We start from the raw sequence: 21,192 nt of genomic DNA on the forward strand, positions 1-21,192 counted from the left end.
CGCAGTGTCCCTCACCGGGAACTTCTTTTTCGTCGCACGTAATCAGCCGAACTATGCGTGGTGGAGGCCGCTCGGTGAAATCCTCGCTGTGGCGGTCCTCGCTGTCCTGTTTACGGGAGTGCTCGACCTGTCGTTGGGAGCTGCAGGTGTAGACACCTCCAGTGGCGCGGCCGACAAGTACTTCGGTTACGGGTCGGTGATCGTGGAGATTCTCGCGGTACTTGTCGCTGTATGGCTGATCGGGCGCCGGCCGGTGTCGTCGGTGTTTACCGGGCAGCCCGCCACGAAACCGTGGGTGCCGTTCGCGGCCTTCGCGGTGGCTGTAGTTGTCATCTTCGCGATGATGTCGCTGGTGGGCGTGTACGGCTACGGCGCGTCGTGGGGGCAGGTGGTTGGCAACATGGGAGCCGATTTCCCGATTGAGCTCGTCGCGCTCCTGCTCGCCGCGCTCGCCGAAGAGGTGGCGTTTCGCGGCGTGCTCCTCCAGGCGTTTACCTCGTGGACCCGGAACCCGGTGATCGGCGCGCTGCTCGCCGCGGTCCCGTTCGTCCTCGTGCACCCGCAGGCGTACGGCTCACCGGTCGGTATCGCGCACTACTTCGCCGACGCGCTGCTGTTTGCCCTGCTGGTGTGGGCGTTCAACGGGATTTGGGTGGCGGTGGCCGTGCACCTGGCCTGGAACACGTTTGGCACGGTCCAGGATCTTGGATTGCCCACGTCTGCCCCCGCCACCGCCGCAGGTTTCGTTGCCATGGCCGCCGCCACTGCCGTTGTCATTGCGCTCTTCCGGAGAAACGCGTTTGCGCAGCCCGCAGCGTAGCCGCCTCCGCTAGCATCGCGCTTGTGTTTGAAGTGCTACGCATATTCACCCGTCTCGGGTTGACGTCGTTCGGCGGGCCGACGGCGCATTTGGGGTACTTCCGGGATGAGTTCGTCGATAAGCGTAAGTGGCTTCGCGATGACGAATACGCCGACCTCATAGCCCTGTGCCAGTTCATACCCGGCCCCGCGTCGAGCCAGGTCGGGATGGCGATCGGGCTCAAACGCGCCGGGTATGCGGGGATGTTGGCGGCGTGGCTCGGTTTCACGCTGCCGAGCGTGATCGCCATGGTCGCCTTCGCGCTCGGGGTGGTGCTGTGATCGAGATGGCGAAAGTGGGGGATGCGGGGGTCGTCGCCAAGCTACTTTGCGACTTCAACACCGAATTCGACACCCCAGTGCCCGACAATCTCGAGCAGCGGTTCGCGCGGTTGCTCGCGCGTGACGACGTCATCGTGCTGCTGGCCGGCGAGGTCGGGTTTGCGTATCTCACGCTGCGGCCCAGCCCCTACTACGACGGGCCGGTGGCGATGCTCGAGGAACTCTACGTCGCGCCGGGGTACCGCAACGCGGGCATCGGCACAGCTCTGATCCGGGCTGCGCTGACAGAGGTGCTCGCCCGCGGCGCGGGCGAGATGCAGATCAACGTCGACGAGGTCGATGCCGATGCCCGCCGGTTTTACGAGCGCCACGGCTTCACCAACATCGAGGCCGGCTCGCGCATGTTGCTCTACATCCGGGAGCTGGGTCCACAAGATTCCGAGCGATAAGGAATACTATTGGCCATGACTAGCAGAAATCAGGCAGAAGTGACCCAAACCGTCATCCTCCCGCAGTCCAGGGACGCATTCTTTATCACCCTCGGCTTCAAAGAGGGCGGCGAAAAGGCGGCGCTTGAGGCGCTGACCAGCCTGTCCAGCCTCACCAACGCCGTCGGATTCCGTTACCCCGACGCGCACCTGACCGCGGTGGCCGGCGTCGGTGCCAAGATGTGGGATCGGCTCTTCGACCTGGAAAAGCCCGAACACCTCCACGAATTCATCGAGCTGCAGGGCGGGAAACACCACGCGCCGTCCACCCCGGGCGATCTCTTCTTCCACATCCGTGCCGACGAATTCGACGTCGCCTTCGAGCTGGCGCGCCGCATCAACGCCATCGTGGAAGACGACATTGACTACTACGACGAGGTCCACGCCTTCCAGTACCAGGACTTCCGCGACCCGCTCGGCTTCGTCGACGGCACCGAAAGTCCCCGCGGCCGTGAAGGCGTCGAGGTGGCCATCATCCGCGACGGCATCTGGGAGGGTGGCAGCTACATCGTCGAGCAGAAGTACGTCCACAACCTGAAATCCTGGAACGACATCTCGGTCGAGGAGCAGGAGCAGGTCATCGGCCGCACGAAGCACTCCGACATGGAGCTCGACGAGAAGGCCCCGAACAGCCACGTCGCCGTCAATCAGGTCGAGGACGAAGACGGCAACGGCCTCGAGATTGTGCGCAACAATCTCTCCTTCGGCGATGCGTTGGGCAAGCAGGGCACCTTCTTCATGAGCTACGCCCGCGACCCGCGCGTGACCGAAGTGATGCTGCGCCGCATGTTCATCGGCGAACCCGAAGGCAACTACGACCGCATCCTGGACTTCTCCGAGGCGCTGACCGGCTGCAATTTCTTCGCCCCGCCGCGCGTGTTCCTCGACCACGCCGCCGACTACGCCCTGCCGCACCTTGTCGACGACGGCGGCGAGGAGCCGAACCAGCCCGCCATCAACCTCCCGCAGGGCAAGGCCGTCTTCCCGGACCGCGGCGACGTGCCGACCTCCCACAACGCTGAGGATGTCGAGGCAGCGAAGCAGCGCTTCGAGCAGGCCCGTCTAAGCCGGAAGCAGTAGCTTTACGACGAGCCCACCCTCCGCCCGCGGCGCAAGCTCCACCGAACCGCCGTGGGCGCTTGCTATCGCGTCGACGAGGGCGAGCCCCAGACCCTGGCCTTTGCCGGCGGTGCGCTCGCCGCGGGTGAAGGGCTCCGTCCACGTCCGCACTTCCTCGTCGGTGAAGCGCGCGCCGCCGGATTCAACGGTGACCTCGACTAACTTGTGCCGTTTCCGGAGTGTGAGCGTTGGGTTTTCACCGTGCGCGAGCGCGTTGCGCGCGAGGTTGTCCACCGCCTGACGGGCGAGGGTGGGGGAGGCGTTTGCCGTCGCCGGCTCGACGTCGGCCGGGATGTGGTGCTCTGCGGCCACGTTTCGGCACAGCTCGGCCATGTCGATCAGTCGGCGGTCGTGAACATCAACGTTGGCCAGCTGCAGCAGCGCGGCGACGGTTTCGGCGCTGCGGGCGTTGACCTCGCGCACCCGCTGCAAGGTGGGGCGAAGCGCGTCGTCGCTGGTGCTCGAAAGGGCGACGTCGGCCATCGTTTGAATCGTTGCAATCGGGGTCTTAAGTTCATGCGATGCATTCGACGCGAACCGTTGCTGGCGCCCTATCGCCCCCGCCAACTCATCCAGCATGGTGTTGAGCGCGTCCGCCAGCTCGCCCACCTCGTCGTCGGAGCCGGGGTGCGCGATGCGGGCGCCGAGGTCGCCGCGGGTGACGGTGGCGGCGTCGTCGGCAATAGTGCGCAGCGGTTTGATCACGAGCCCGGCAACGAACCAGCCGATCGTCCCGGCAAACACGGTCAAGATGGCCAGCACTGTCAGCGACGTGGCAAGCACGCGGCGCAGGATCTCGTCGGTGATCGGCACGGCGCCATCGATTACCACCTCCGCGCCCGGAAACGATGCCGTCACCGGGACTGGGGTGAGCTTCAAATACGCGTAGACCAGTCCGATCAGCGCCGCGCCCACGCCGAGCACCGTGGCCACGAACATCACCGTGATGCGGGCGCGCAGACTCAACCTCACCGCAGTTTCTCCGCCACGTAGTAACCTGCCCCGGCGACGGTGTGCACGATGCGGGGCTCACCCAGCTTCTTGCGCAGGTGCGACACCGTCACCCGCGGGGAGTTGGTGAACGGGTCCGCGTTCTCGTCCCACGCCTTTGCAAGCAGGTCCTCGGCCGAGATCACCCCGCCGGCGGCCTCCATGAGCACCTGAAGCACCGCGAACTCCTTCGGGCTGAGTGAGACTGGGACCCCGCCGCGCGTGACCTCGTGCCGGAACGTGTCCAGGCGCACATCCCCGCAGCGGTACACCTCGCCGCGCGCCGGGGCGTTGCGCTTCGCCACCGCATTCACCCTCGCGATCAGTTCCGGGACCTCGAACGGTTTCGGCAGATAATCGTCGGCGCCGAGGTCGAAGCCTTCCAGCCGGTCGTCGAGCGTCCCCGAGGCGGTCAACATGATCACGCGCAAAGCAGGGTGCGTATCGACGACCCACCGGCACACCTCGTCGCCATGCAGCCCCGGCAGGTCGCGGTCTAAGACGATGACGTCGGGACGAGTGTCGTCGATAAGCGAGCGCGCCTGCAGGCCGTCGTAGCACGCGGTTGCCTGCATGTTCGCGCTGTTGAGGGCGGTGGCGATGGCGTCGGCGAGATAAGTTTCGTCGTCGACGACGAGTACGCGGATGGTCATGGCGCCGATCGTAACGGCGGCCCTGTTGCGCCCGCGTTAACGCCACCGCAACATCCGGCTGCGTACCTTCACCAGCCATGCAGACCCGAAACGTTGGAATCGACGCCGCCCGCGCGGTGGCGCTTATCGCCATGATGGGTGCGCACCTCACCGTCCAAGAGGGGATCGCCGCACAGGTGGTCTTTGGCTTCCCCGCGGCGCTGTTCGCGTTCATCGCTGGGGTGTCGATGGGATACATGCGCGCCCGCCCGGCTGCGTTCATTGTGCGCGGCGTATGCCTTATCGCGCTGCACATCGTGCTCGTGCCGTTCGCGGGAACGATCGAGGTGGTGCTCGGCACCATCGGGGTCTGCATGGCGTTGCTCGCCTGGGCGCCACGGTGGAACACGCCGTGTTTGCTGTGGCTGTTTGCCGCCCTGGCGTTCGGCTCAGCCTGGCTCGCCCCGTCGGCGCAGCCGTACCCGCCACTGATGTGGGCCGCGCTCATGGTCGCTGGCCTGCTCTTTCAGCGGTGGATGCCGCTCGTTACCGGGTGTGCGGTCGGGGCGGTGCTGTTCGGGTCGGTGTTATTTGGAGCCGACCTGGCGCTGCGCTGGACCACGCAGCTGCCTCCGCTTCTCGACGCCACCGGCCACACCGGCGGACTCATCGACGTCATCGGCAGCGCAGGCTGCGCGGTGAGCATCTGCTCGCTGTGCTGCCTGGCTCAGTGCCGCCTCCGGTGGCTCGCGCCGCTGGGGAGGATGCCGCTGACCGTGTACTGCCTGCACATCCTCACCGCGCAATGGTTGGGGATCTGGGCGAGCCTGACCGGCGCCGCCCTAATCAGTTACGCCTGGCTCGCGTGCTTTCCGCGCGGCCCAGTAGAAACCGTTATTCACCGCATTACTGCGGTTGTAAAGGAGAAACAGAATGAAGAAACTCGCAGCTAGCGTGATCGTGGTCGGTGCGTGCCTGGCCCAGCCCGCGTGGGCGATGGAAAGCACCACCTTCGCCGGCGACGCCGCTGAGGCGGAACCAGTCGTCTCCGTGCGTGTCGACGACTCCGACCCCGACGACGGCGTCTGCACCGGCACCGCTATCGACCCGCACTGGGTCATCACCGCGCGCCACTGCGTCGAGGCCGCCGCTACGCCAGGCGGCTCGGTCCGGGTCGGGCAAGGCGATAATCAACGCGTATACCAGGTCGACCGCCACGAGGTCGCGCCCCGTGGCGACATCGCGTTGCTCCACACCACCGAAGACATGGGCCTTTCCACCTACGCCACCATTGCCGACGAGGTGCCGTCCGGTTCCGTGAACATCTACGGGTGGTCCTCCGACGGCTCGGGAGGCTCCACCAAGTTGCCGTCCGCCACCGCGACGGTCCGGGGTGAGTCGCCGCTCGCGCTGTTCGATGCCCCTGTGGCACTCGATGTTGCACTCGACAACGGCGCGCGCATCCAACCGGGTGATTCCGGCGGCGCCATCTTCTCCGGCGGCAAGGTGGCGGGCGTGATGTCCGCCGGGTTGTTCGAGGACCCCGACAACCCCACCGAGGAGGAGATGTCATCCAACGCCGCGGTGGCCGTCGCCCCTGTGGCGGAGCAGGCCGACTGGATCAGCAACGTTGTAGGAGGCGCTGATCCGGCAGAAATGGAAGCGGAAGAGGAGGCGGGGCCGTCGTGGCGCAACGTTGCGCTTGGGCTCGGAGTGCTCGCCCTAGTCGCCGGCGGGTTCTGGGCTGCTACAGCTTCGCGATCGGCCCGAACACGCGGTCGGTAGCCTGAGGCATCACAAGGGCGAGTAGATTCGCCAAGCCGAAGAGGCCCGCGAACACGACCGGGATGAGCCACGCCGCCGAGGTCGACGAGCCGGTAGGCGTTGCCGGAGCTTCCGGCTCGGCGGGGGTCGCGCTGTCAGCGGGAGCAACCTCGACCGGGACTGTGACATCGGTGCCCGCATCGGTAGTGATGCGCATTTCCTGGGTACCCGCCGCACCCGCCGGGACGTCAAGCTTCACGGTCGCGGTTCCGTACTCGTTCGCGGTGCCGCCGGCGGTGTTGGTATCGGGGGAGATCGTGGCGGAGGCGGTGGCGTCGCCAAGCGACAGCGTGACCTTGGTCGCAGTTTCGCCCTGGTCGTAGAGCAGCGAGCTCAGGTCTACTGTCGCGGTTTCACCGGCCTTCAATGGAGCGGCCAGGTGGACGCCTACATTGGACTGTCCACCGCGCGGCGCCGCGCCCTTTCTCCCCAAGGCCTCGACAAGAGCGTTCAAATCCAGGTACCCCAGGTTCGCCGGCTCGGTGCCGCGGGTGAACGCCTCGAAGCTATCCCCGCCACCCAGCAAGAACGTGGATCCGGCGACGGTGTAGGTTTTATCCGGGTCGATGGGGGTGCCGTCGATAAGCACTGATGTGATTTTCGAACCGACCGGGGCGGTGGGGTCGTAGGCGTAAGAAACGTTGTCGGAGACGCCCAGCGGGAACATTGGGCGATCCGGATCGTCGCGCCACTGCTGCTCGAGCGCATCGACAACATCGGAGCCCTTCAGCTCGACGTACGTGTTCTCGTTACCGAACGGCTGGACGGAAAACGCTTCTGCGTACGTCACCTCGCCGGGCTCGATCTCGGCGCGCACGCCGCCCGCATTCATCACCGCAAGGTCCGGGGTCACCGCGGAATTCGCCGAGACGCCTTGGCGCGTCGCTTCCGCAATGAAGTTATTCAACTGCGATTCCTTGTCGCCTGACCTGTAGAAGTGGACATCGGCATGCCCGATGACCTCGTCGCCGGCGGTGCCTGCCTTCTCTAGCGCATCCTTGATGACGGCATCGATTTCCGGTTGTGGGGTGTCGCAGGCACGGATCGCATCCGCATCCAGGTACTCGGTGTTTTTCACCGTGACCTGCTTCGACGCCTTGTCGAAGCTCAACTGCACATTAGCGAGGTCTTTGCCGTAGGAACCAGCTTGGACGAGCAGCGGTTTTTCACCAGCCGGTTTGATTTCCTGGTGGGAGTGGCCGAGAAACGCAACATCGACCGCGTCCGAGAATTGCCCCGCCTTGATACCGCCTTCGTGAACCAGTGCGACCACTACGTCGGCCTCGCCGGAACCCTTCAGGCGCTCTGCAAGCTTGTTGGTGGTATCCACCGGGTTGTGCCAGGTGATGCCGGCGATCGATTTGGGGTTGACCAGATTCGGCATGTCGTCGGTAATCGTGCCGACGAACGCCACCTTCGCGCCGTCGAGCTCTTTGATTACATAGTCCTTGGTGTTCCTTAGTGTCTCCGCGTTTGCGGCGAGGTAGTCGAAGTCAGCAATATCGGTGACGCGGTTTTCGTAATCCAGAGCACCTTGGTCGAGCTCGTGATTGCCCAGGGCGGACACCTGCAAGTTCATGAGGTTCAGGATCTCGAGGGTAGGGGCGTCGTCGAGAAGCATCGACGCGAACGGGGACGCGCCGATGTTGTCACCCGAGGACGTCAGAATGTGGGTGCGGCCCTCCGCGGCCTTGTCGATCGCGCACTTCAGGCGCGCTGCACCCGGCTCGCGTTTCGTTTCCTCCCAGTAGCCGTGGAAGTCAGTGATGTTCGAGATTGTGAACTCGGAAGTTTCTGCAGCTAGCGATGCCGGGGCGAGCGCGGCGGCGAGGGCGGTGGCTGTAGTGGCAGAGATGATACGGATACGAAATCGGGACACGGGAAGGCCTTTCTGGACGGAGAGCTGTGTGAGAGCAACCTTAGAAAACCTAGATTGCGGCCGGGTTGCGCTGCGGTGAACTTCTTGCGCCGGTTTACTCGCCCGCCGGGTACCGCACCTTCCCGTCATTGCCAACCACGGCGCCCTCGTTGAGCTTCGCCGCGTTGATCGTTGGGCCGTGCTGGGTCATGCCCATGATGTGCTGGACGTCGTCGCCGTGCGCGAGGAGGTGGTCGGCGATGATGCGGCGATGGCAGCGCCACCAGACGGCTTCCGAACACATGATGGCGGTGGGCGCATCTTCGGCGTTGGAGCGAAGGGTTTCGAGGGCGTCTGCAAACTCGTCGCCAAGCGCGTGGTCGGCGTAGTTATGGAAGCTGCGGTTGTGCCAGTTGGCGTTGACTTCGAAGGGGACGGTCTTCGAAACGTTGCGACGACCGGTGAGGCCTTCGTTGCGGGAGTATGAAATCCCGTGTTTGGGAAGGTGCTCGGTGAGGTGGTCGTCGTTGAACCACGGGTACTTCTTGGAGCCGGGGAGTTTGCGCACGTCGACGATGGCACGCACGCCTGCGGCCTCGAGCAGGGCGACAAACTCGTCGAACTCGAGGTTGGAATGTCCCACGGTGTAGATACGCATGCCTGAAACGTTAGGCGCCCTTCGGCATGGGTGGGTCAGCGGGTGGCGGGTGCCCGGGCGGGTAGAGGGCAGGGTCGGGTGTGCCGGTCCGTGCGCAGTCGCATCGGCCGCGGGCGGCGTAGATTCTGCTAACCGCCGAGTGTCTGGCAGGCACTGACTGGTTGAATTTCAACGGGTCGAAGGGGCGTTTTCGGTACCCGGCTCTGCCCGTATTCGGGTCGAAATCCATGTAACCCTTGTTAAAAGAGCCATCTCTGTGGTCATTGTTGCATCTGTGGTGCTCGCGACAGAGGCCGGTGAGGTTTTCGATGTCCGTGTTACCACCCTTGATCCACGCGAGGATGTGGTGGGCTTCGCACTCCGACATGGAGGTGGTGCAGCCGAGCCAAGAGCACACGCCCTGGATCGCGAACATCGCGATGCGCTGCTCGACCGATGCCAGGCGGGTGGTTCGGCCCATCCAGAGCGGCACCGAAGTGACGCCGTCGACCTGCAGGAGGAAGTCGGTGGTGCCGTCCATGCCGAGGCGGACGAGGTCGAAGCAGTCCACTTCGATGCCGACGTTGGTGTCGAAGAGCATGGAAGCGTCGCCGTCGGCGAGGTCGTCGAGAGTCAACGAGATGACAACCGACGCCGCGCCACCATTGTGTTTCTGGCACTTCTCTTCGTACTGCTGGAAGATGGCGAAGAACTGGTCAAAGCGTCGTTGACCAGGGGATCGGGAGTCTTTCTCGTCCTGGAACTCCGCCGGCAGGTTCGAGTTCGGCGCTAGCCCCTTGTCAGCGTGCGCCTTGATCAGTGCCGCGGCCCCGGCCGTGGCGGTGATGTGGATATCCACGGTGCCATCCGCTTTTCGACGACCAAATGACAGGTTCCGGTTCTCAAACCCCGCATTGGGGTTCGAGTGCGGGGCATGTTCCCGGTTCGCAGCATCGACGGCCCGGCGAACAAAGAGGCGCAGGTCCTCCGGGCTGCGAAGAAGTGCCTCGGCCATGGCTTCGGCGTAGATGCGGAAACGTTCGCCGGACGCGGCCTTGAGTAGCTTGTCCAACTCGCGGCGGATGATGTCCTGCTTCTCTGCGCTGACCTGTGAGGACTTCTTGCGGGCGTCAGTCTGCTGTTCCTCGTTCTCGGAAGTATCGGAAGTAGCAGCATCCGAGGAAGCTGCGCCAAAGAGATCGTCGTCTTCCTCGTCCTCCGGCAGGGGAGCGGCCGGCTCCGGTGGCGGGCCGAATAACAAGCGCCCGCGCTCGAGCCGGTTGTAGGCCTCACCCTTGGATAGGTCGAGGTACTGCTGGAGGTAGGCGTTGGGGTAGTTGGCGCCGACGATGCGGCCGGCGTCGTCACGATCTGCAATGAACGCGAACGACGCGTCGATGGTCGCCTTCTTCTTGAACTGTTCTTCAAGGCGTTCCATGTCGCGCCGGATGTCGTCGAACGAGAGGGTGGAGGGGTCGTCGAAAAGCGAGCTCAACTTGCGCAGCGCCACGGAAATCTCGTTGACGCATTGGGTGATTTCACTGGTCATGGTCCCTCCCTCCGTCGGTCGCTGAAGTGATGAACTCAATGTAACAGCGCGCCCGACACTGAAAGACCGCATTCGAACAAAGGTTCGAAATTGACTAGTTGAGCACCTCATACGTAGCCTCGTCGCCCATCCAGGTCGAGCCGAGCGGCATGGAAGTATCAGACGGGAAAGCGATGTCGTCCTGGTCCTTCGTAAACTTCATCCGCTTGCCCACGAAATCCTCCCACTGCGTGTTGTACTCCTTGGGGCCATGCGGCCAGTACTCCCGGCTGCCAAGGGTGACAAACTCGATTTCTTTTGTGTCCGTGCTGCCGCCTACGGTCCCCGTCACCGTCATCGGTTCATCCAGCCAGAGCAGGAAGTACTCACTTTCTGGGGACTGTCCGTTCGGCATGCCAAGCCCGCGCGGGGCCATGAGTTCCTCGCCAGTTTTGCGCACAACATTGCCCACGAACTCGATTTGGCTGGAACTCTCCGGCGCAGACGCACCACCCGACGGCGCGAACACAGTCGGGGTGCCCGCGCGCAGAGGGTGCGGATCGCTGACCGGGTGCCAGTCGATGAGCAGGTGGTCCGCCAAGTTACTGTCACTCGGGAACGTCTCCTGTGCTCCTCCGCGCAGCGAGGCTCCGTCCAGCCTGAACAGCTCCGATGACGACTCCCGCGATCCTGCCGAACCCGCGATCTGGTACACACCCGCCCCATCCGCGGACGCCCACACCGCCAGCCGTCCCGCGCCGTTACCCGGCGCGCCCATCAACAACACGTCTTCGGAGGCGTGGGCCTTACCGTCGTCGCCAATCGTGAACACGTTTACCGGAGCCACGTCGGTTCCACCGACCGCAAGCAAAAGCTCTGGCGAGCCGCCGCCGTTGGCTTCCACCAGCGCGTACTCGTATGTGCCATCGGGTGTGTACTGCGCCGCCGAATTCACGGGGTAGTCGCCGGGGTGGTTGAGCACCCAGGCGTACTCGCTTTGCCAATCGCTTGACGACGACCCTTCGCCGCCCGAGCCCTCCACATCAGGCTCCGGCAGGTCCTGTCCCGCATCGGGGTCCGGATCCACCCACTCCACAGAGGTGACAACCACGGTCTCCCGCGAATCCCCACCCGCACAGGCGGAGACGAACACAACGGAACCGGCAGCAACAAGCGCAAAGGCGCGACGCAACATCATGCGTCAACTTTAACTGCAGTACACAGGAAATACCCGGCTACTTGTCAAGCTGCTTGCGGCGCTCGTAGGCCAGCTTGAGCCGTTCAGCACGCTCCTTCTTGTCCTTTTCCAGAAGCTCCTCGAGGACCTCGTCCTCCTCGTCGGAGATGTCGAATATCGCGTACCAGGCGATCATCAGTGCGCTCATCACGGGCCACACCACCCAGGCGTAATCGAGGTCGAACCCCATCTGGAGCACGAAAAACGTGATGAAACCGAGGACCCCCGTTGCCATCATGGCCGCATCCATCTTCTTCTTCGCGGAGAGTTTGCTCTCCAGCTCCATCTCCGAAGCGGACGGTTGTGCTGGTGTTGCGGGTTCGGCCGGGAGGTCGTCGAAAAGCATGGCTATCTCGCCGCGTGTGCGCGCAACTGCCGCCTGCCCTGTGCGTTCTTCGAACTCGTTCACGTCGAGGTAGCCGTCGGCGAACAACGTGCCCAACCTGTCCAGGGCTGCTGAGCGCTCCGAATCGCCTACACGCACGTCGTCCATGTTCGCCTCCAAATTTGTGCTTGCCCCTGCGGCAACCTGTTCAATTGCAATCATGGCAGATGGTAACGAGTACACAATCGGGCAAGCAGCAGAAGCGGTTGGCGTAACGACGAAAGCGCTGCGCCACTGGGAGACCCTCGGCCTCATCGAACCGGAGCGCTCTTGGGCAGATCACCGCATCTACACCGACGCGGACCTCGAGCGTGGCGCGGCAGTCGCACTCTACCGCGGGGTGGGAGTGCCGCTTGCGGAGATCGCGATGCTTCTCGACGCCTCCCCGCGCACCCTCGCCGACGCTCTGCAGCACCACAAGCGTGCACTTGCTTCACGACGAGACGCCCTCGACAAACAACTCGCCACTGTCAACAAGTTGATTAACAGTACGACCAAAGGAGCCATAGACATGGACGCAATGAAGAAGTATCTCGGCGAAAACATGCCGGCCTACCAAGCGGAGGCGGAGCAGCGCTGGGGTGACACGCCGGAGTGGGCGCAGTCACAGGAGAACCTGGCAAAGATGGGGGAGGGTGACTTTCAGCGTCTCCAGGACGAGCAGGACGCGCTTGCCGCTGACCTGCTCCAGGCCCGCGACGCTGGGGTTCAACCGGGCTCGGAGGAAGCAGAGGCGCTGGTGGAGCGTCACCGTGCGAGCATCGCACAGTGGTACGACGTCACCCCGGCCCGCCAGCTGATCCTGGCCCGCATGTACGTCGGCGATGACCGGTTCCACGCGGCATACGACGGCGCCCAAGATTACCTACTGGATCTGGTCACCGCACACGCTGAAAACGCAGGCGTGGATGTCGACAACCCACAGTGGGACTAGAACCTACACCGGACAGATGACCGGCACGCCGTCGTCCTCGATGACCTTTGCGCGGATGCCGTAGACGCGCTCGAGCATCTCCGTGGTGAACACGTTGTGCGGGGTGTCGTGGACGACCTTCTTGCCGTGCTTCATCACGAGCACTTCGTCGCAGTAGCGGGCGGCGAGGTTGAGGTCGTGGATGGCGATGATGCCCAGCTTGTCGCTGTCTTCGATCTCTTCGCGGACCAGTCGGAGTACTTCGACTTGGTGGCGTAAGTCGAGGGCGGAGGTGGGTTCGTCGAGAAGCAATACGCTCGGTTCCCGCACGAGCATTTGCGCGATGCCGACGAGTTGGCGTTGGCCGCCGGACATGTCGGAGATCATGCGGTCGGCAAGTGCGGTGATGCCGAGGCGGCTCATCACGCGGGCAGTGGCCTCGACGGGGTTGCGGTTGGTGCCGCCGGTGCGGCGTGCCGCGATAACGATGGATTCGAACGCGGTCAGCGACGCGCCGGTGAGCAGGTCCTGCGGGACGTAGCCGACGACTTCGGGGCGTTGCGCGTCGGTGATCGCGGTACCGTCCATGGTGATGGTGCAGGTGCCGGAGGCGGGTTTTTTGATGCCCGCCAGGGTTTTCACCAGCGTGGATTTACCGGCGGCGTTCGGGCCGAGCAGCCCGACAACCTTGCCTTCTTCCAAAGGGCCGAAACTCATCTGGTCGATGATGGTGTTGCGGCCGTACTTGACTGTCAGATCGTCTACCTGAAGCGCCATATGCCTTATCCTTTCCGCCGCGTGCGGGTGAAGATGAGGAAGATGAAGAACGGGACACCGACAAGGGCGGTGATGATGCCGATCGGGATGGCCACGCCCGGGATGATGGACAGCGACACCGCGTAGGCGACGCTGAGCAACATCGCGCCGGCTGCGGCGGAGGCGGGGAGGAAGAACTTCTGGTCCTCGCCGACGAGCATGCGGGCGACGTGCGGGCCGACCAGGCCGATAAACCCGATGATGCCGGTGAACGCCACGGCAGCCGCCGCCAGGATCGAGGCGACCAACAGGGTGGTCACGCGCAGGCGGGCGACGTTGATGCCGAGGGCGGCGGCGCGGTCGTCGCCAAGCCGAAGTGCCGTAAGGCGCCACGCGTTGGCGACGCAGAACGGGATCGCGACGAGGATGACCACGCCCAGAATGAGGTTGGTGGTCCAGTTCGCGCGCTGCAGCGAGCCCATGGTCCAGAACACGATCTGCTGCAGCGCCTCGGTGTTCGCGCCGTACTGCAGCAGCGACAACAGCGCCTGGAACAGGAATGACAGGGCGATGCCGAGCAGAATCATGGATTCGGCGTTCGCGCCCTTCCACACTGCTGCGGCCGCGACGATGGCCACGGCGATCAGGGCTGAAAGCGCGGCGGTGAACGCGAGGTTCAGCTGGGGATTCGGCAGCACAATGATGCCGAGGACGATGGACAGCGCCGCGCCGAACGCGGCCGCCGCGGAAATGCCGAGCGTGAACGGCTCGGCGAGCGGATTGTCCAAAATCGTCTGCATTTGCGCGCCGGCGAGCGAGAGCGCGATGCCCACGAGCACCGCCATCACGGCTGCCGGCAGGCGCAGGGTGCGGATGACCGTCCGCGTTTGGTCGTCCACCGCTTCCGGATTGAACACCGCGTTCCACACGTCAGTAAGTGAGATGTCGAGCGGGCCCACGACGATCGCGATGATAAAACTCACGACCGCCGCGAGGAACAGGGCAGCAATCGCAAGTACTTTGCGACGAGACCGTTGCTTGTACGTCGCAATAGCTGCCAGTTGCGCCTGCTGGTCTACGGAAGCTGGTGAATCAACAGTTGGTGTCATTTAGGAATTCGCGGTCTCCGGGTCGATGAAGAACGTGCCACTGTAGTCGTAGGGGAGCCACTCGGCGTGGAACTGCTCGAACTCCTTGGCCGGATCGATGTCCTCGAACTCCTCCGGGTGCAGCCACTTTGCGATGGCCTCCAGCGCGAACACGTTGAACGGGTTGTCGTAGAACTGGTGGTAAAGGGCGTAGTAGTTGCCGTCCTTCGGCGCGTCGAGCAGATCCGTTCCCGGGGTCAGCAGCGGACCGTCGCAGGACTCCTTCGCCGTCTCCTCGTCGGCCTGGTAACCGAGTTCGACGTGGCGGTAGGTCTCGCCCTTGGTCGGGTCCTGGGCCCACTCGCCGCCGGTGACGATGAGCTTGTCCGGGTTGATCTCCACGAGTTTCTCCGCGGTGATCTGGGTGGAGTCGGTGCCGAGCACCTCCGGGCCGATGTTGTTGCCGCCGGCCGCGCTGACCAGCTTGCCAATGTGGACGTCACCCGCGATGGAGCAGCAGTCGTTGAAGCCGGCCGCCATCCACACGAGTGTGTCCGGTCGGTCTTCGATGCCGGCGACGCGGTCGGTGACCGTTTGGACCTTGCCGGTGTAGAAGTCGTTGAACTTCGCCGCGCGCTCCTCCTTGTCCAGCAGTCCGCCGAGGAGGCTCATGGATACGCTGGTGTTTTCCAGCGGCTCCTGGCGGAAGTCGATGAACGCGTAGTTCAGCCCTGCTGCATCCATGTCGGCAAGGAAACCGCTTTCCTCGGCGGCCTGCTTCTGATCCAGGGTCATGATCACCACGTCCGGGTCCTGCGCGAGCAGGTTTTCCACGGTGACGTCACCCTTCTGGATCGCGCCGATGGTCGGCATGTCCTTAGCCTCCGGGTACTGCTCGAGCAGCTTCTCCTTGAAGGCAGGCGCGGCCATGGTCAGGTCCTCGCCGTAGGCGACGACGTTGTCGAAAGGATTGTCCTGCAGGGCAGCGGTGGCGTACACCGCGCGGCCCTCTGCGAGCACGATGCGGTCGGGGTGCTCGTCGAATTCGAGCGTGCGGCCTGCGGCGTCCGTGACGCTGACAGCGCCAGACGATTCGCGTGCCGACGACTGCGTTGCCGTCGCAGCAGTCGTCGCCGCAGTATCGGGGGCCTGTTCATCGCCTGAGCAGGCAGTAAGGCCAAGGGCGAGTGCTGCGGAGGCGATGACTGCCCCGGCGCGGTGAAGAAGTTTCAACACGGGTCCTTTCGTCGACATGGTTAGGCTAACCTTTGCAAGCCTGAACCTAGAAACTAAGGCAAGCCTTACTTACGGTCAAGCTTCCGTCGCGGCAGGGGGTAACATGACAGCAATTCAATCGAGCAAAGGAGACGATCATGACCACCCCAAATAACCCTGAGTACGATCCGGCATACGAGCAGGTCCCGCCCACCGAAGACCAGCCCGCAACCGACGGGCAGCAGCAAGCTTCCGGCCAGCCTTCTCCAGACGCAACGCACGCTGATCCGGCTGCGAACAGCGGAGAAGAGGTGCTCGGCGCTACCAGCCAGGCACAGGACGACGAGTTGGAGAAAGATCCCTCCGATTGGGTATCTGGCGATGACCCGGCCACCGAGGCGCAGAAGTCATACATCGACTCCCTGGCCAAGCAAGCAGGCGAACAAATCCCAGCGAACCTGACCAAGGCGCAAGCGTCGGAGCAGATCGACCGCCTGAAGAAGCTCACCGGGAACTAGGCCACGCTTACAGCGCGCCGTGTTCGTAGACCACGTCGTCGCCGCGGTAGTTGCGGGCTTGGATGCGCCACGTGGAGTCGTCGTCAAGCGAAAATGCTCCGGGCGAGACGGCGGAAAGATACGACGGAACATAGTCGGGTGCTGCGGCAATTGCGCGTTCAAACGGGTTCATGCGCTCTCCTTCGAGGAACGCTTGTCCAGTGACGCCTTCAGCGCCTCCATGAGGTCGACCACGTTGTCGTCGCTGTCGTCGTCCTCGGACTCGGCTTCGCCGAACGTCGCGTCGGTGTCCAAGGTGTCGCCCTCCTCGAACTTGGCATCGATCAACTTGCGCAGTTCTTTCTGGTAGTCGTCCTCGAACTCCTCGGGCGTGAAGTCGGACGCGTAAGACTCGACCAGCTGCTTGGACAGCTTCAGCTCCTTGTCGCCGATCTTCGCGCGGGACTTCGTGCCCTTGAACTCGCCGTTGAAATCGAGCTGGCGCACCTCGTCGGCCCACATCAGGCCCTGCAACACGATCACCTTGTTCACCACCCGCAGCACGCCCAGGCGCGTCTTCTGGCGCAGCGCGAAACGCACCACCGCGATCAGATCCGAATCCTCGAGCGTTTGCCGCAGCAGCAGGTACGACTTCGGCGTCTTGCCCTCAGGCGCGAGGTAGTAGGACTTTTCCAGCATCAGCGGATCGATCTGGTCGGCCGGCACGAACTGGACGACCTCGATCTCGTCGTTGTCGGCCTCGGGCAGGGAATCGAAGTCCTCGTCCGTGAGCACCACCGTGTCGCCGTCTTCTTCGAAGGCCTTGTCGATGTGCTTGTACTCCACCTTCTCGCCGCACACCTCGCAACGGCGCTCGTAACGGATCCGCCCGCCGTCCTTGTCGTGGACCTGGTGGAACGACAAATCGTGGTCCTCAGTCGCCCCGAACGCTTTGACAGGGACGTTGACGAGACCGAAGGTGACAGAACCGGACCAAATAGCGCGCATGCGCCACACTCTACGCAGCACCCGCGACACGCGCCCCGCATCGCGAGCGCGCCTCTATTGTGGGGCCATGGCAAGCGACCAAAAGGTCCGCGTCGGCGGCCGCGAACTGACCGTAAGCAACCTGGACAAGGTGCTCTACCCGGAAACCGGCACGACCAAAGCGGACGTGATGCGCTACTACCTCGCCGTGGCCGACGTGCTCATCCCGCAAGCGCGCCTTCGCCCGATCACGCGTAAACGCTGGCCCGAAGGCGTCGGCGCGGACAGCTTCTTCCGCAAAGACCTCGAAGACTCCGCGCCAGAATGGATCCCCACCGGCGAAATCCAGCACACCACCAGCGTCAACGCGTATCCGCTTCTCGACGACCCCGCCACCCTGGCATGGCTCGCCCAAGTCGCAGCCCTCGAACTGCACGCCCCACAGTGGCGCTTCGGCGCAGACGGGAAACCGCAAAACCCCGACCGGTTGGTGCTCGATCTGGACCCGGGTCCGGGCGTGGAATTACATGACACCGCCGAGGTTGCGCTCATGTGCCGCGAGATCCTCGAAGACATGGGACTGACCTGCGTGCCGGTAACCTCCGGGTCGAAGGGCATCCACCTCTACGCCGGTCTGGATGGCACAAGCGACGCAGACGCAGTGTCGCAGGTGGCGAAAACGCTCGCGCAGCACCTACAGCGCGAGCACCCGAAGCGTATTACCGCGACCATGGCCAAAGCCCAGCGCGACGGCAAAGTGTTCATCGACTGGAGCCAAAACAACGGGAAGAAGACCACCGTGTGTCCGTACTCGCTGCGCGGCCGTGCCCGCCCGACCGTCGCCGCGCCGCGGACGTGGGAGGAAATCGCCTCGAACGACCTCGCGCAGCTGGAGTTCGACGAGGTCATACGGCGCGTCGAAGACGGCATCGACCCGATCGCAGCCCTCGGCGCGCCGGGCGAGGACCGGCTCGCGACCTACCGATCCATGCGCGACAAGACCAAGACCGGCGAGCCCGTGCCGGATGCGGCGCCCTCGCCCAGGAACGGCGAGCCGATCTTCGTCATCGGCGAGCATGACGCCTCGCATCTGCACTGGGATTTTCGCCTCGAGCACGACGGCGTGCTCGTCTCCTGGGCGGTGCCGAAAGGCCCGCCGCTGTCCACGGACCTCAACCGGTTGGCGGTGCAGACCGAGGATCACCCGATCGAATACGCCGAGTTCGAAGGCACCATCCCGAAGGGTCAGTACGGCGCGGGCACGGTAAAGATTTGGGACATCGGCACCTGTGAGATTGAAAAGTGGCGCGACAACGAAATCATCGCCGTGCTGCAGGGGCGTAGCGACGGCGGCCTCGGCGGCGTGCCGCGCCGCTTCGTCCTCATCCGCACAAACGACAACAGCTGGTTGCTGCGGCTGAAGCACGACCAGCCGAAAACCGAAGCTAAAAGCAAACCTGAACTCGCGCCGATGCTGCCCACCAACGCCACTCGCGGCGACATCACCTTGGACGAGCAGGACGGCGCCACTTTCGCCTTCGAGATGAAGTGGGACGGCTACCGCATCCTCGCCGAATCGTCTGGCGGCATCCGCCTGCGCAGCCGCGGCGGCAAGGACTACACGGACCTCTTCCCGCACACCGACGAATTCGAGCAGATGCTTGACGACGACACCGTCGCCGACGGCGAACTCATCGCCGTTGGCCCCGACAGCACGCCGGATTTCTCGCTGCTGCACAAGGTGGACCGCCACGGTAGCGACGACACCGCCGAACTGCGCTACATGGTCTTCGACCTGCTGCGACTGCGCGGCCGCGACTTGACCGGCGAACCGTGGGAGACCCGGCGCGAACTGCTCGAGCAGCTTGACCCCACAGATCACGTTGTCATTCCGCCGGCGTACCGCGGCTCCTTTGACAACGCATGGAAAGCGGCGGGTGAGTTGGGGCTTGAGGGTGTCGTCGCTAAGCACGTGCGTTCGGTGTACGAGCCGGGGCGCAGCGAGAAGTGGCTGAAGGTCAAGCGTGCGCTGCACCAGGAGGTTGTGGTGGTCGGCGTGCGCACCGGCAAGCGGGGGATTGCGTCGCTGCTGGTCGCGGTGCCGGATGAAGTCGGAACGTTGCGGTACGCGGGGCGCGTGGGCACGGGGTTTTCGAACGCGCAGCTGGATCAGATCGGCAAAAAACTGCGCCGCATCGAGCGCAAAACACCCGCCGTGGATGTGCCCCAATCCGACGCGAAAGATGCGTGGTGGGTCACCCCAAAGTACGTCGCTGAGGTGCAGTTGGCGGGCAAGACGCGGGATAACAAAGTGCGCCAGGCCTCGTGGCGAGGCTGGCGCGACGACAAGGACCCGAATGAGGTCCGCTGGGAGGTCTAGTCCTCCTCGTTGGTGGTGTCGTCCACGTTTTCTTCGGCGGTCTCGCCGTAGCCAAGCGCGGAGCCGGTGTCCTGCGCGAACTGGTCCTCGTCGTGGTCGACCGGCTTATTGTCGCTGCCTGCGGTGGTGTAGCCGGGCTTTGCGGGATCGTTTTGCATGTCGGTTGTCCTTTCGTTTGTGAATAGTGGCCCCGATAGTACGCTCGCTGGCGTGTCACCCGAGAACATTCTGTTGCGCCTTCCTGAGCAGGAAGAACAGGCAGTGCGCGAGATCTACGCCGCCCTAGCCGAGCGCGGTCTGCCTGAGCAGCGCCAGCGCCCGCACATCTCGGTGACGTTCGCTCCCACCATGCACCGCCGCGCAATCGGGGAGGCCGCGGCGCTATTGCCTCCCGTGTTGCCCTCCGCTTTACGACGAACCGGCGTCGTCATCTTCGGCACCAAGTCAAAACAGACCGTGGCATGGCTGCTCGAAGCCCCCGACGACCTCGAGCGCGCCGCCCAGCAGGTCAGCGCGGCCAATCCTGAGGGACGCGGCCCGCGCTGGATCCCGCACCTGACCATGGGGCTGCGCATCCCGAAAGCCGTGGTCCCAGACTACATTGCGGCCCTTGCGGAGGTCACCTCGCCGCACTTCAAGGATCTCACCGCCGATCACGCCGCGTTCTACCAGCCGTCGCTGGGGACCGAATTGAAGCTCTAGTCGTGGCGGGCGGGGGAGTCGTCGATAAGCAACTGCCCCGGCTTGCTCGGCACCTCGCCATCGAAACGCAGTGGAGTGTCGGACGCCGCGACAACAACGTTGCCGTAGGCGCCACCGGTGAGCACCGGCGCGGAAGCGGCCACGCGGGTGTGGGCAAACAATTGCCTCAGCCCAGCAAGTTCCGCGCGGGTGCGGGCGAGACCTTGCGCATCGCCGATATTAGCCACGAACACCCCGCCCGGGCGCAGCGACCGGTAAACAGCACGGTAATACTCCACCGTGGTCAGCGGGCGCGGAGTATCCGGACCGGCAAACACGTCGCGTACGATCACGTCCACCGAACCAGGTGCGATCGCATGGGTGAACGCGCGGGCCTCAGCAACCTTGATGGCAACCGGTGGGTCGAACACGTCGCGGACCAGTTTCGCCAGCGCGCCGTCCAGCTCAACTGCGATGTTTTCGCTATCCCACCGGTGCTGAACATAACTCGGCAATGCGCAGCCGGCAGCGCCTAAATGCACCGCGGTGAACGGCACCGGCAACGCGACGCCCTCGATGAAGGAAGCGATCCAGCGCATGTAGTCGTACTCGAGCACCTCCGGCGCGCCGGGCACCACATAAGACGACGGGACGTTGTTGACTTCCAAGATGTACGCGCCGTCGCGCTCGGGGTCGGCGACGATGGTCGCGTGTCCGGATGCGATCGGGTAGGAGCCAGCAATGCGCCGCTTCGGGGTGCGCGGCTTGCGGCGCGGGTTAGGCATGGACAATTTCTATCGGTTGATTGGGCAACGTGGCACCAACGGGACAAATTTT

At 64.1% G+C, this 21,192-nt stretch carries 24 protein-coding genes; 10 read left to right on the forward strand and 14 right to left on the reverse strand.

Features of this window, described 5'->3' with window-relative positions; all coding sequences use genetic code 11:
• Positions 1-4 precede the first annotated feature (4 nt).
• From IAU68_RS04285 to IAU68_RS04300, 4 genes are read left to right on the forward strand one after another with little or no spacing between them, the layout of a single operon-like run.
• Entirely contained in the window at positions 5-820 is an 816-nt protein-coding gene (locus tag IAU68_RS04285) for a CPBP family intramembrane glutamic endopeptidase (RefSeq protein WP_171193574.1), read from the forward strand.
• A 23-nt stretch (positions 821-843) separates the two neighbouring features.
• Positions 844-1,140 (forward strand): chromate transporter, encoded by a 297-nt coding sequence (locus tag IAU68_RS04290; protein ID WP_456264007.1) that lies wholly within the window; start codon positions 844-846, stop codon positions 1,138-1,140.
• Between the two features lie 5 nt (positions 1,141-1,145).
• Positions 1,146-1,589: a GNAT family N-acetyltransferase gene (locus IAU68_RS04295; protein ID WP_171193573.1), complete on the forward strand. Its 444-nt coding sequence runs from the start codon at positions 1,146-1,148 to the stop codon at positions 1,587-1,589.
• A gap of 15 nt (positions 1,590-1,604) precedes the next feature.
• On the forward strand, positions 1,605-2,708 hold the full coding sequence (locus tag IAU68_RS04300) for a Dyp-type peroxidase (protein ID WP_171193572.1): 1,104 nt from the start codon (positions 1,605-1,607) through the stop codon (positions 2,706-2,708).
• Here the strand turns inward: IAU68_RS04300 and IAU68_RS04305 are convergent.
• Entirely contained in the window at positions 2,691-3,719 is a 1,029-nt protein-coding gene (locus IAU68_RS04305) for a sensor histidine kinase (protein WP_171193571.1), read from the reverse strand. The genes IAU68_RS04300 and IAU68_RS04305 overlap by 18 nt on opposite strands.
• Entirely contained in the window at positions 3,716-4,390 is a 675-nt protein-coding gene (locus tag IAU68_RS04310) for a response regulator transcription factor (RefSeq protein WP_171193570.1), read from the reverse strand. Before IAU68_RS04310 ends, IAU68_RS04305 begins: the two co-directional genes overlap by 4 nt.
• Positions 4,391-4,467: 77 nt before the next feature.
• Here IAU68_RS04310 and IAU68_RS04315 point away from each other — a divergent pair, with 77 nt between their 5' ends.
• Together IAU68_RS04315 and IAU68_RS04320 are read left to right on the forward strand one after the other, a co-directional pair.
• The gene (locus IAU68_RS04315) at positions 4,468-5,322 is read left to right on the forward strand and encodes a DUF418 domain-containing protein (protein WP_171193569.1); all 855 of its coding nucleotides are present in this window, start codon (positions 4,468-4,470) and stop codon (positions 5,320-5,322) included.
• Entirely contained in the window at positions 5,303-6,154 is an 852-nt protein-coding gene (locus IAU68_RS04320) for a trypsin-like serine protease (protein ID WP_171193568.1), read from the forward strand. The genes IAU68_RS04315 and IAU68_RS04320 overlap by 20 nt, the downstream gene beginning before the upstream one ends.
• Here the strand turns inward: IAU68_RS04320 and IAU68_RS04325 are convergent.
• The 5 genes from IAU68_RS04325 to IAU68_RS04345 form a co-directional block, all read right to left on the reverse strand.
• Positions 6,117-8,072 (reverse strand): 5'-nucleotidase C-terminal domain-containing protein, encoded by a 1,956-nt coding sequence (locus IAU68_RS04325; RefSeq protein ID WP_231699091.1) that lies wholly within the window; start codon positions 8,070-8,072, stop codon positions 6,117-6,119. The two genes, IAU68_RS04320 and IAU68_RS04325, sit on opposite strands and share 38 nt — an antisense overlap.
• Before the next feature lie 94 nt (positions 8,073-8,166).
• Positions 8,167-8,709, reverse strand: coding sequence for a DUF488 domain-containing protein (locus IAU68_RS04330; RefSeq protein WP_171193566.1), 543 nt, complete (start codon positions 8,707-8,709; stop codon positions 8,167-8,169).
• Positions 8,710-8,719: 10 nt separating this feature from the next.
• A complete protein-coding gene (locus IAU68_RS04335; protein ID WP_171193565.1) occupies positions 8,720-10,237 on the reverse strand; it encodes an HNH endonuclease signature motif containing protein in 1,518 nt (505 codons plus the stop codon).
• A 94-nt stretch (positions 10,238-10,331) separates the two neighbouring features.
• Entirely contained in the window at positions 10,332-11,414 is a 1,083-nt protein-coding gene (locus IAU68_RS04340) for a hypothetical protein (protein ID WP_171193564.1), read from the reverse strand.
• 37 nt (positions 11,415-11,451) lie between these two features.
• Positions 11,452-12,000: a DUF1707 SHOCT-like domain-containing protein gene (locus tag IAU68_RS04345; RefSeq protein ID WP_231699092.1), complete on the reverse strand. Its 549-nt coding sequence runs from the start codon at positions 11,998-12,000 to the stop codon at positions 11,452-11,454.
• Here IAU68_RS04345 and IAU68_RS04350 point away from each other — a divergent pair.
• A complete protein-coding gene (locus IAU68_RS04350) occupies positions 11,999-12,772 on the forward strand; it encodes a MerR family transcriptional regulator (protein ID WP_171193563.1) in 774 nt (257 codons plus the stop codon). The genes IAU68_RS04345 and IAU68_RS04350 overlap by 2 nt on opposite strands.
• Before the next feature lie 3 nt (positions 12,773-12,775).
• Here IAU68_RS04350 and IAU68_RS04355 read toward each other — a convergent pair whose 3' ends face one another.
• From IAU68_RS04355 to IAU68_RS04365, 3 genes are read right to left on the reverse strand one after another with little or no spacing between them, the layout of a single operon-like run.
• Entirely contained in the window at positions 12,776-13,528 is a 753-nt protein-coding gene (locus IAU68_RS04355; protein WP_171193562.1) for an ABC transporter ATP-binding protein, read from the reverse strand.
• Positions 13,529-13,533: 5 nt separating this feature from the next.
• The gene (locus IAU68_RS04360; RefSeq protein WP_171193561.1) at positions 13,534-14,616 is read right to left on the reverse strand and encodes a FecCD family ABC transporter permease; all 1,083 of its coding nucleotides are present in this window, start codon (positions 14,614-14,616) and stop codon (positions 13,534-13,536) included.
• Positions 14,617-15,849: an ABC transporter substrate-binding protein gene (locus IAU68_RS04365; RefSeq protein WP_171193560.1), complete on the reverse strand. Its 1,233-nt coding sequence runs from the start codon at positions 15,847-15,849 to the stop codon at positions 14,617-14,619.
• Positions 15,850-15,968: 119 nt separating this feature from the next.
• Here IAU68_RS04365 and IAU68_RS11600 point away from each other — a divergent pair, with 119 nt between their 5' ends.
• The gene (locus IAU68_RS11600; RefSeq protein ID WP_171193559.1) at positions 15,969-16,328 is read left to right on the forward strand and encodes a DUF3072 domain-containing protein; all 360 of its coding nucleotides are present in this window, start codon (positions 15,969-15,971) and stop codon (positions 16,326-16,328) included.
• 7 nt (positions 16,329-16,335) lie between these two features.
• Here the strand turns inward: IAU68_RS11600 and IAU68_RS04375 are convergent, their stop codons facing one another.
• Together IAU68_RS04375 and ku are read right to left on the reverse strand one after the other, a co-directional pair.
• The gene (locus IAU68_RS04375; RefSeq protein WP_171193558.1) at positions 16,336-16,500 is read right to left on the reverse strand and encodes a hypothetical protein; all 165 of its coding nucleotides are present in this window, start codon (positions 16,498-16,500) and stop codon (positions 16,336-16,338) included.
• Positions 16,497-17,315, reverse strand: coding sequence for a non-homologous end joining protein Ku (gene ku / locus IAU68_RS04380; protein ID WP_171193557.1), 819 nt, complete (start codon positions 17,313-17,315; stop codon positions 16,497-16,499). The genes IAU68_RS04375 and ku overlap by 4 nt, the downstream gene beginning before the upstream one ends.
• A gap of 67 nt (positions 17,316-17,382) precedes the next feature.
• Here ku and IAU68_RS04385 point away from each other — a divergent pair, with 67 nt between their 5' ends.
• Entirely contained in the window at positions 17,383-19,674 is a 2,292-nt protein-coding gene (locus IAU68_RS04385; RefSeq protein ID WP_171193556.1) for an ATP-dependent DNA ligase, read from the forward strand.
• On the opposite strand, the gene IAU68_RS04390 is transcribed toward IAU68_RS04385, so the two are convergent.
• The gene (locus IAU68_RS04390) at positions 19,671-19,832 is read right to left on the reverse strand and encodes a hypothetical protein (protein ID WP_171193555.1); all 162 of its coding nucleotides are present in this window, start codon (positions 19,830-19,832) and stop codon (positions 19,671-19,673) included. The genes IAU68_RS04385 and IAU68_RS04390 overlap by 4 nt on opposite strands.
• Here IAU68_RS04390 and IAU68_RS04395 point away from each other — a divergent pair.
• On the forward strand, positions 19,831-20,376 hold the full coding sequence (locus tag IAU68_RS04395; protein WP_171193554.1) for a 2'-5' RNA ligase: 546 nt from the start codon (positions 19,831-19,833) through the stop codon (positions 20,374-20,376). The genes IAU68_RS04390 and IAU68_RS04395 overlap by 2 nt on opposite strands.
• Here the strand turns inward: IAU68_RS04395 and IAU68_RS04400 are convergent.
• Entirely contained in the window at positions 20,373-21,140 is a 768-nt protein-coding gene (locus tag IAU68_RS04400) for a spermidine synthase (protein ID WP_171193553.1), read from the reverse strand. The two genes, IAU68_RS04395 and IAU68_RS04400, sit on opposite strands and share 4 nt — an antisense overlap.
• Positions 21,141-21,192 lie beyond the last annotated feature (52 nt).

This window comes from Corynebacterium lujinxingii, from assembly GCF_014490555.1.
Lineage (GTDB): Bacteria > Actinomycetota > Actinomycetes > Mycobacteriales > Mycobacteriaceae > Corynebacterium > Corynebacterium lujinxingii.

Excerpts from the sequence above, each read along its gene's own strand:
- IAU68_RS04315 (WP_171193569.1), top strand. The coding sequence starts at position 4,468 with ATGCAGACCCGAAACGTTGGAATCGACGCCGCCCGCGCGGTGGCGCTT.
- IAU68_RS04295 (WP_171193573.1), top strand. The coding sequence starts at position 1,146 with ATGGCGAAAGTGGGGGATGCGGGGGTCGTCGCCAAGCTACTTTGCGAC.
- IAU68_RS04400 (WP_171193553.1), bottom strand. The coding sequence starts at position 21,140 with ATGCCTAACCCGCGCCGCAAGCCGCGCACCCCGAAGCGGCGCATTGCT.
- IAU68_RS04345 (WP_231699092.1), bottom strand. The coding sequence starts at position 12,000 with ATGATTGCAATTGAACAGGTTGCCGCAGGGGCAAGCACAAATTTGGAG.
- IAU68_RS11600 (WP_171193559.1), top strand. The coding sequence starts at position 15,969 with ATGACCACCCCAAATAACCCTGAGTACGATCCGGCATACGAGCAGGTC.
- ku (WP_171193557.1), bottom strand. The coding sequence starts at position 17,315 with ATGCGCGCTATTTGGTCCGGTTCTGTCACCTTCGGTCTCGTCAACGTC.
- IAU68_RS04375 (WP_171193558.1), bottom strand. The coding sequence starts at position 16,500 with ATGAACCCGTTTGAACGCGCAATTGCCGCAGCACCCGACTATGTTCCG.
- IAU68_RS04385 (WP_171193556.1), top strand. The coding sequence starts at position 17,383 with ATGGCAAGCGACCAAAAGGTCCGCGTCGGCGGCCGCGAACTGACCGTA.
- IAU68_RS04395 (WP_171193554.1), top strand. The coding sequence starts at position 19,831 with ATGTCGGTTGTCCTTTCGTTTGTGAATAGTGGCCCCGATAGTACGCTC.
- IAU68_RS04360 (WP_171193561.1), bottom strand. The coding sequence starts at position 14,616 with ATGACACCAACTGTTGATTCACCAGCTTCCGTAGACCAGCAGGCGCAA.
- IAU68_RS04310 (WP_171193570.1), bottom strand. The coding sequence starts at position 4,390 with ATGACCATCCGCGTACTCGTCGTCGACGACGAAACTTATCTCGCCGAC.
- IAU68_RS04350 (WP_171193563.1), top strand. The coding sequence starts at position 11,999 with ATGGCAGATGGTAACGAGTACACAATCGGGCAAGCAGCAGAAGCGGTT.
- IAU68_RS04330 (WP_171193566.1), bottom strand. The coding sequence starts at position 8,709 with ATGCGTATCTACACCGTGGGACATTCCAACCTCGAGTTCGACGAGTTT.
- IAU68_RS04320 (WP_171193568.1), top strand. The coding sequence starts at position 5,303 with ATGAAGAAACTCGCAGCTAGCGTGATCGTGGTCGGTGCGTGCCTGGCC.
- IAU68_RS04340 (WP_171193564.1), bottom strand. The coding sequence starts at position 11,414 with ATGATGTTGCGTCGCGCCTTTGCGCTTGTTGCTGCCGGTTCCGTTGTG.
- IAU68_RS04300 (WP_171193572.1), top strand. The coding sequence starts at position 1,605 with ATGACTAGCAGAAATCAGGCAGAAGTGACCCAAACCGTCATCCTCCCG.
- IAU68_RS04335 (WP_171193565.1), bottom strand. The coding sequence starts at position 10,237 with ATGACCAGTGAAATCACCCAATGCGTCAACGAGATTTCCGTGGCGCTG.
- IAU68_RS04390 (WP_171193555.1), bottom strand. The coding sequence starts at position 19,832 with ATGCAAAACGATCCCGCAAAGCCCGGCTACACCACCGCAGGCAGCGAC.
- IAU68_RS04365 (WP_171193560.1), bottom strand. The coding sequence starts at position 15,849 with ATGTCGACGAAAGGACCCGTGTTGAAACTTCTTCACCGCGCCGGGGCA.
- IAU68_RS04355 (WP_171193562.1), bottom strand. The coding sequence starts at position 13,528 with ATGGCGCTTCAGGTAGACGATCTGACAGTCAAGTACGGCCGCAACACC.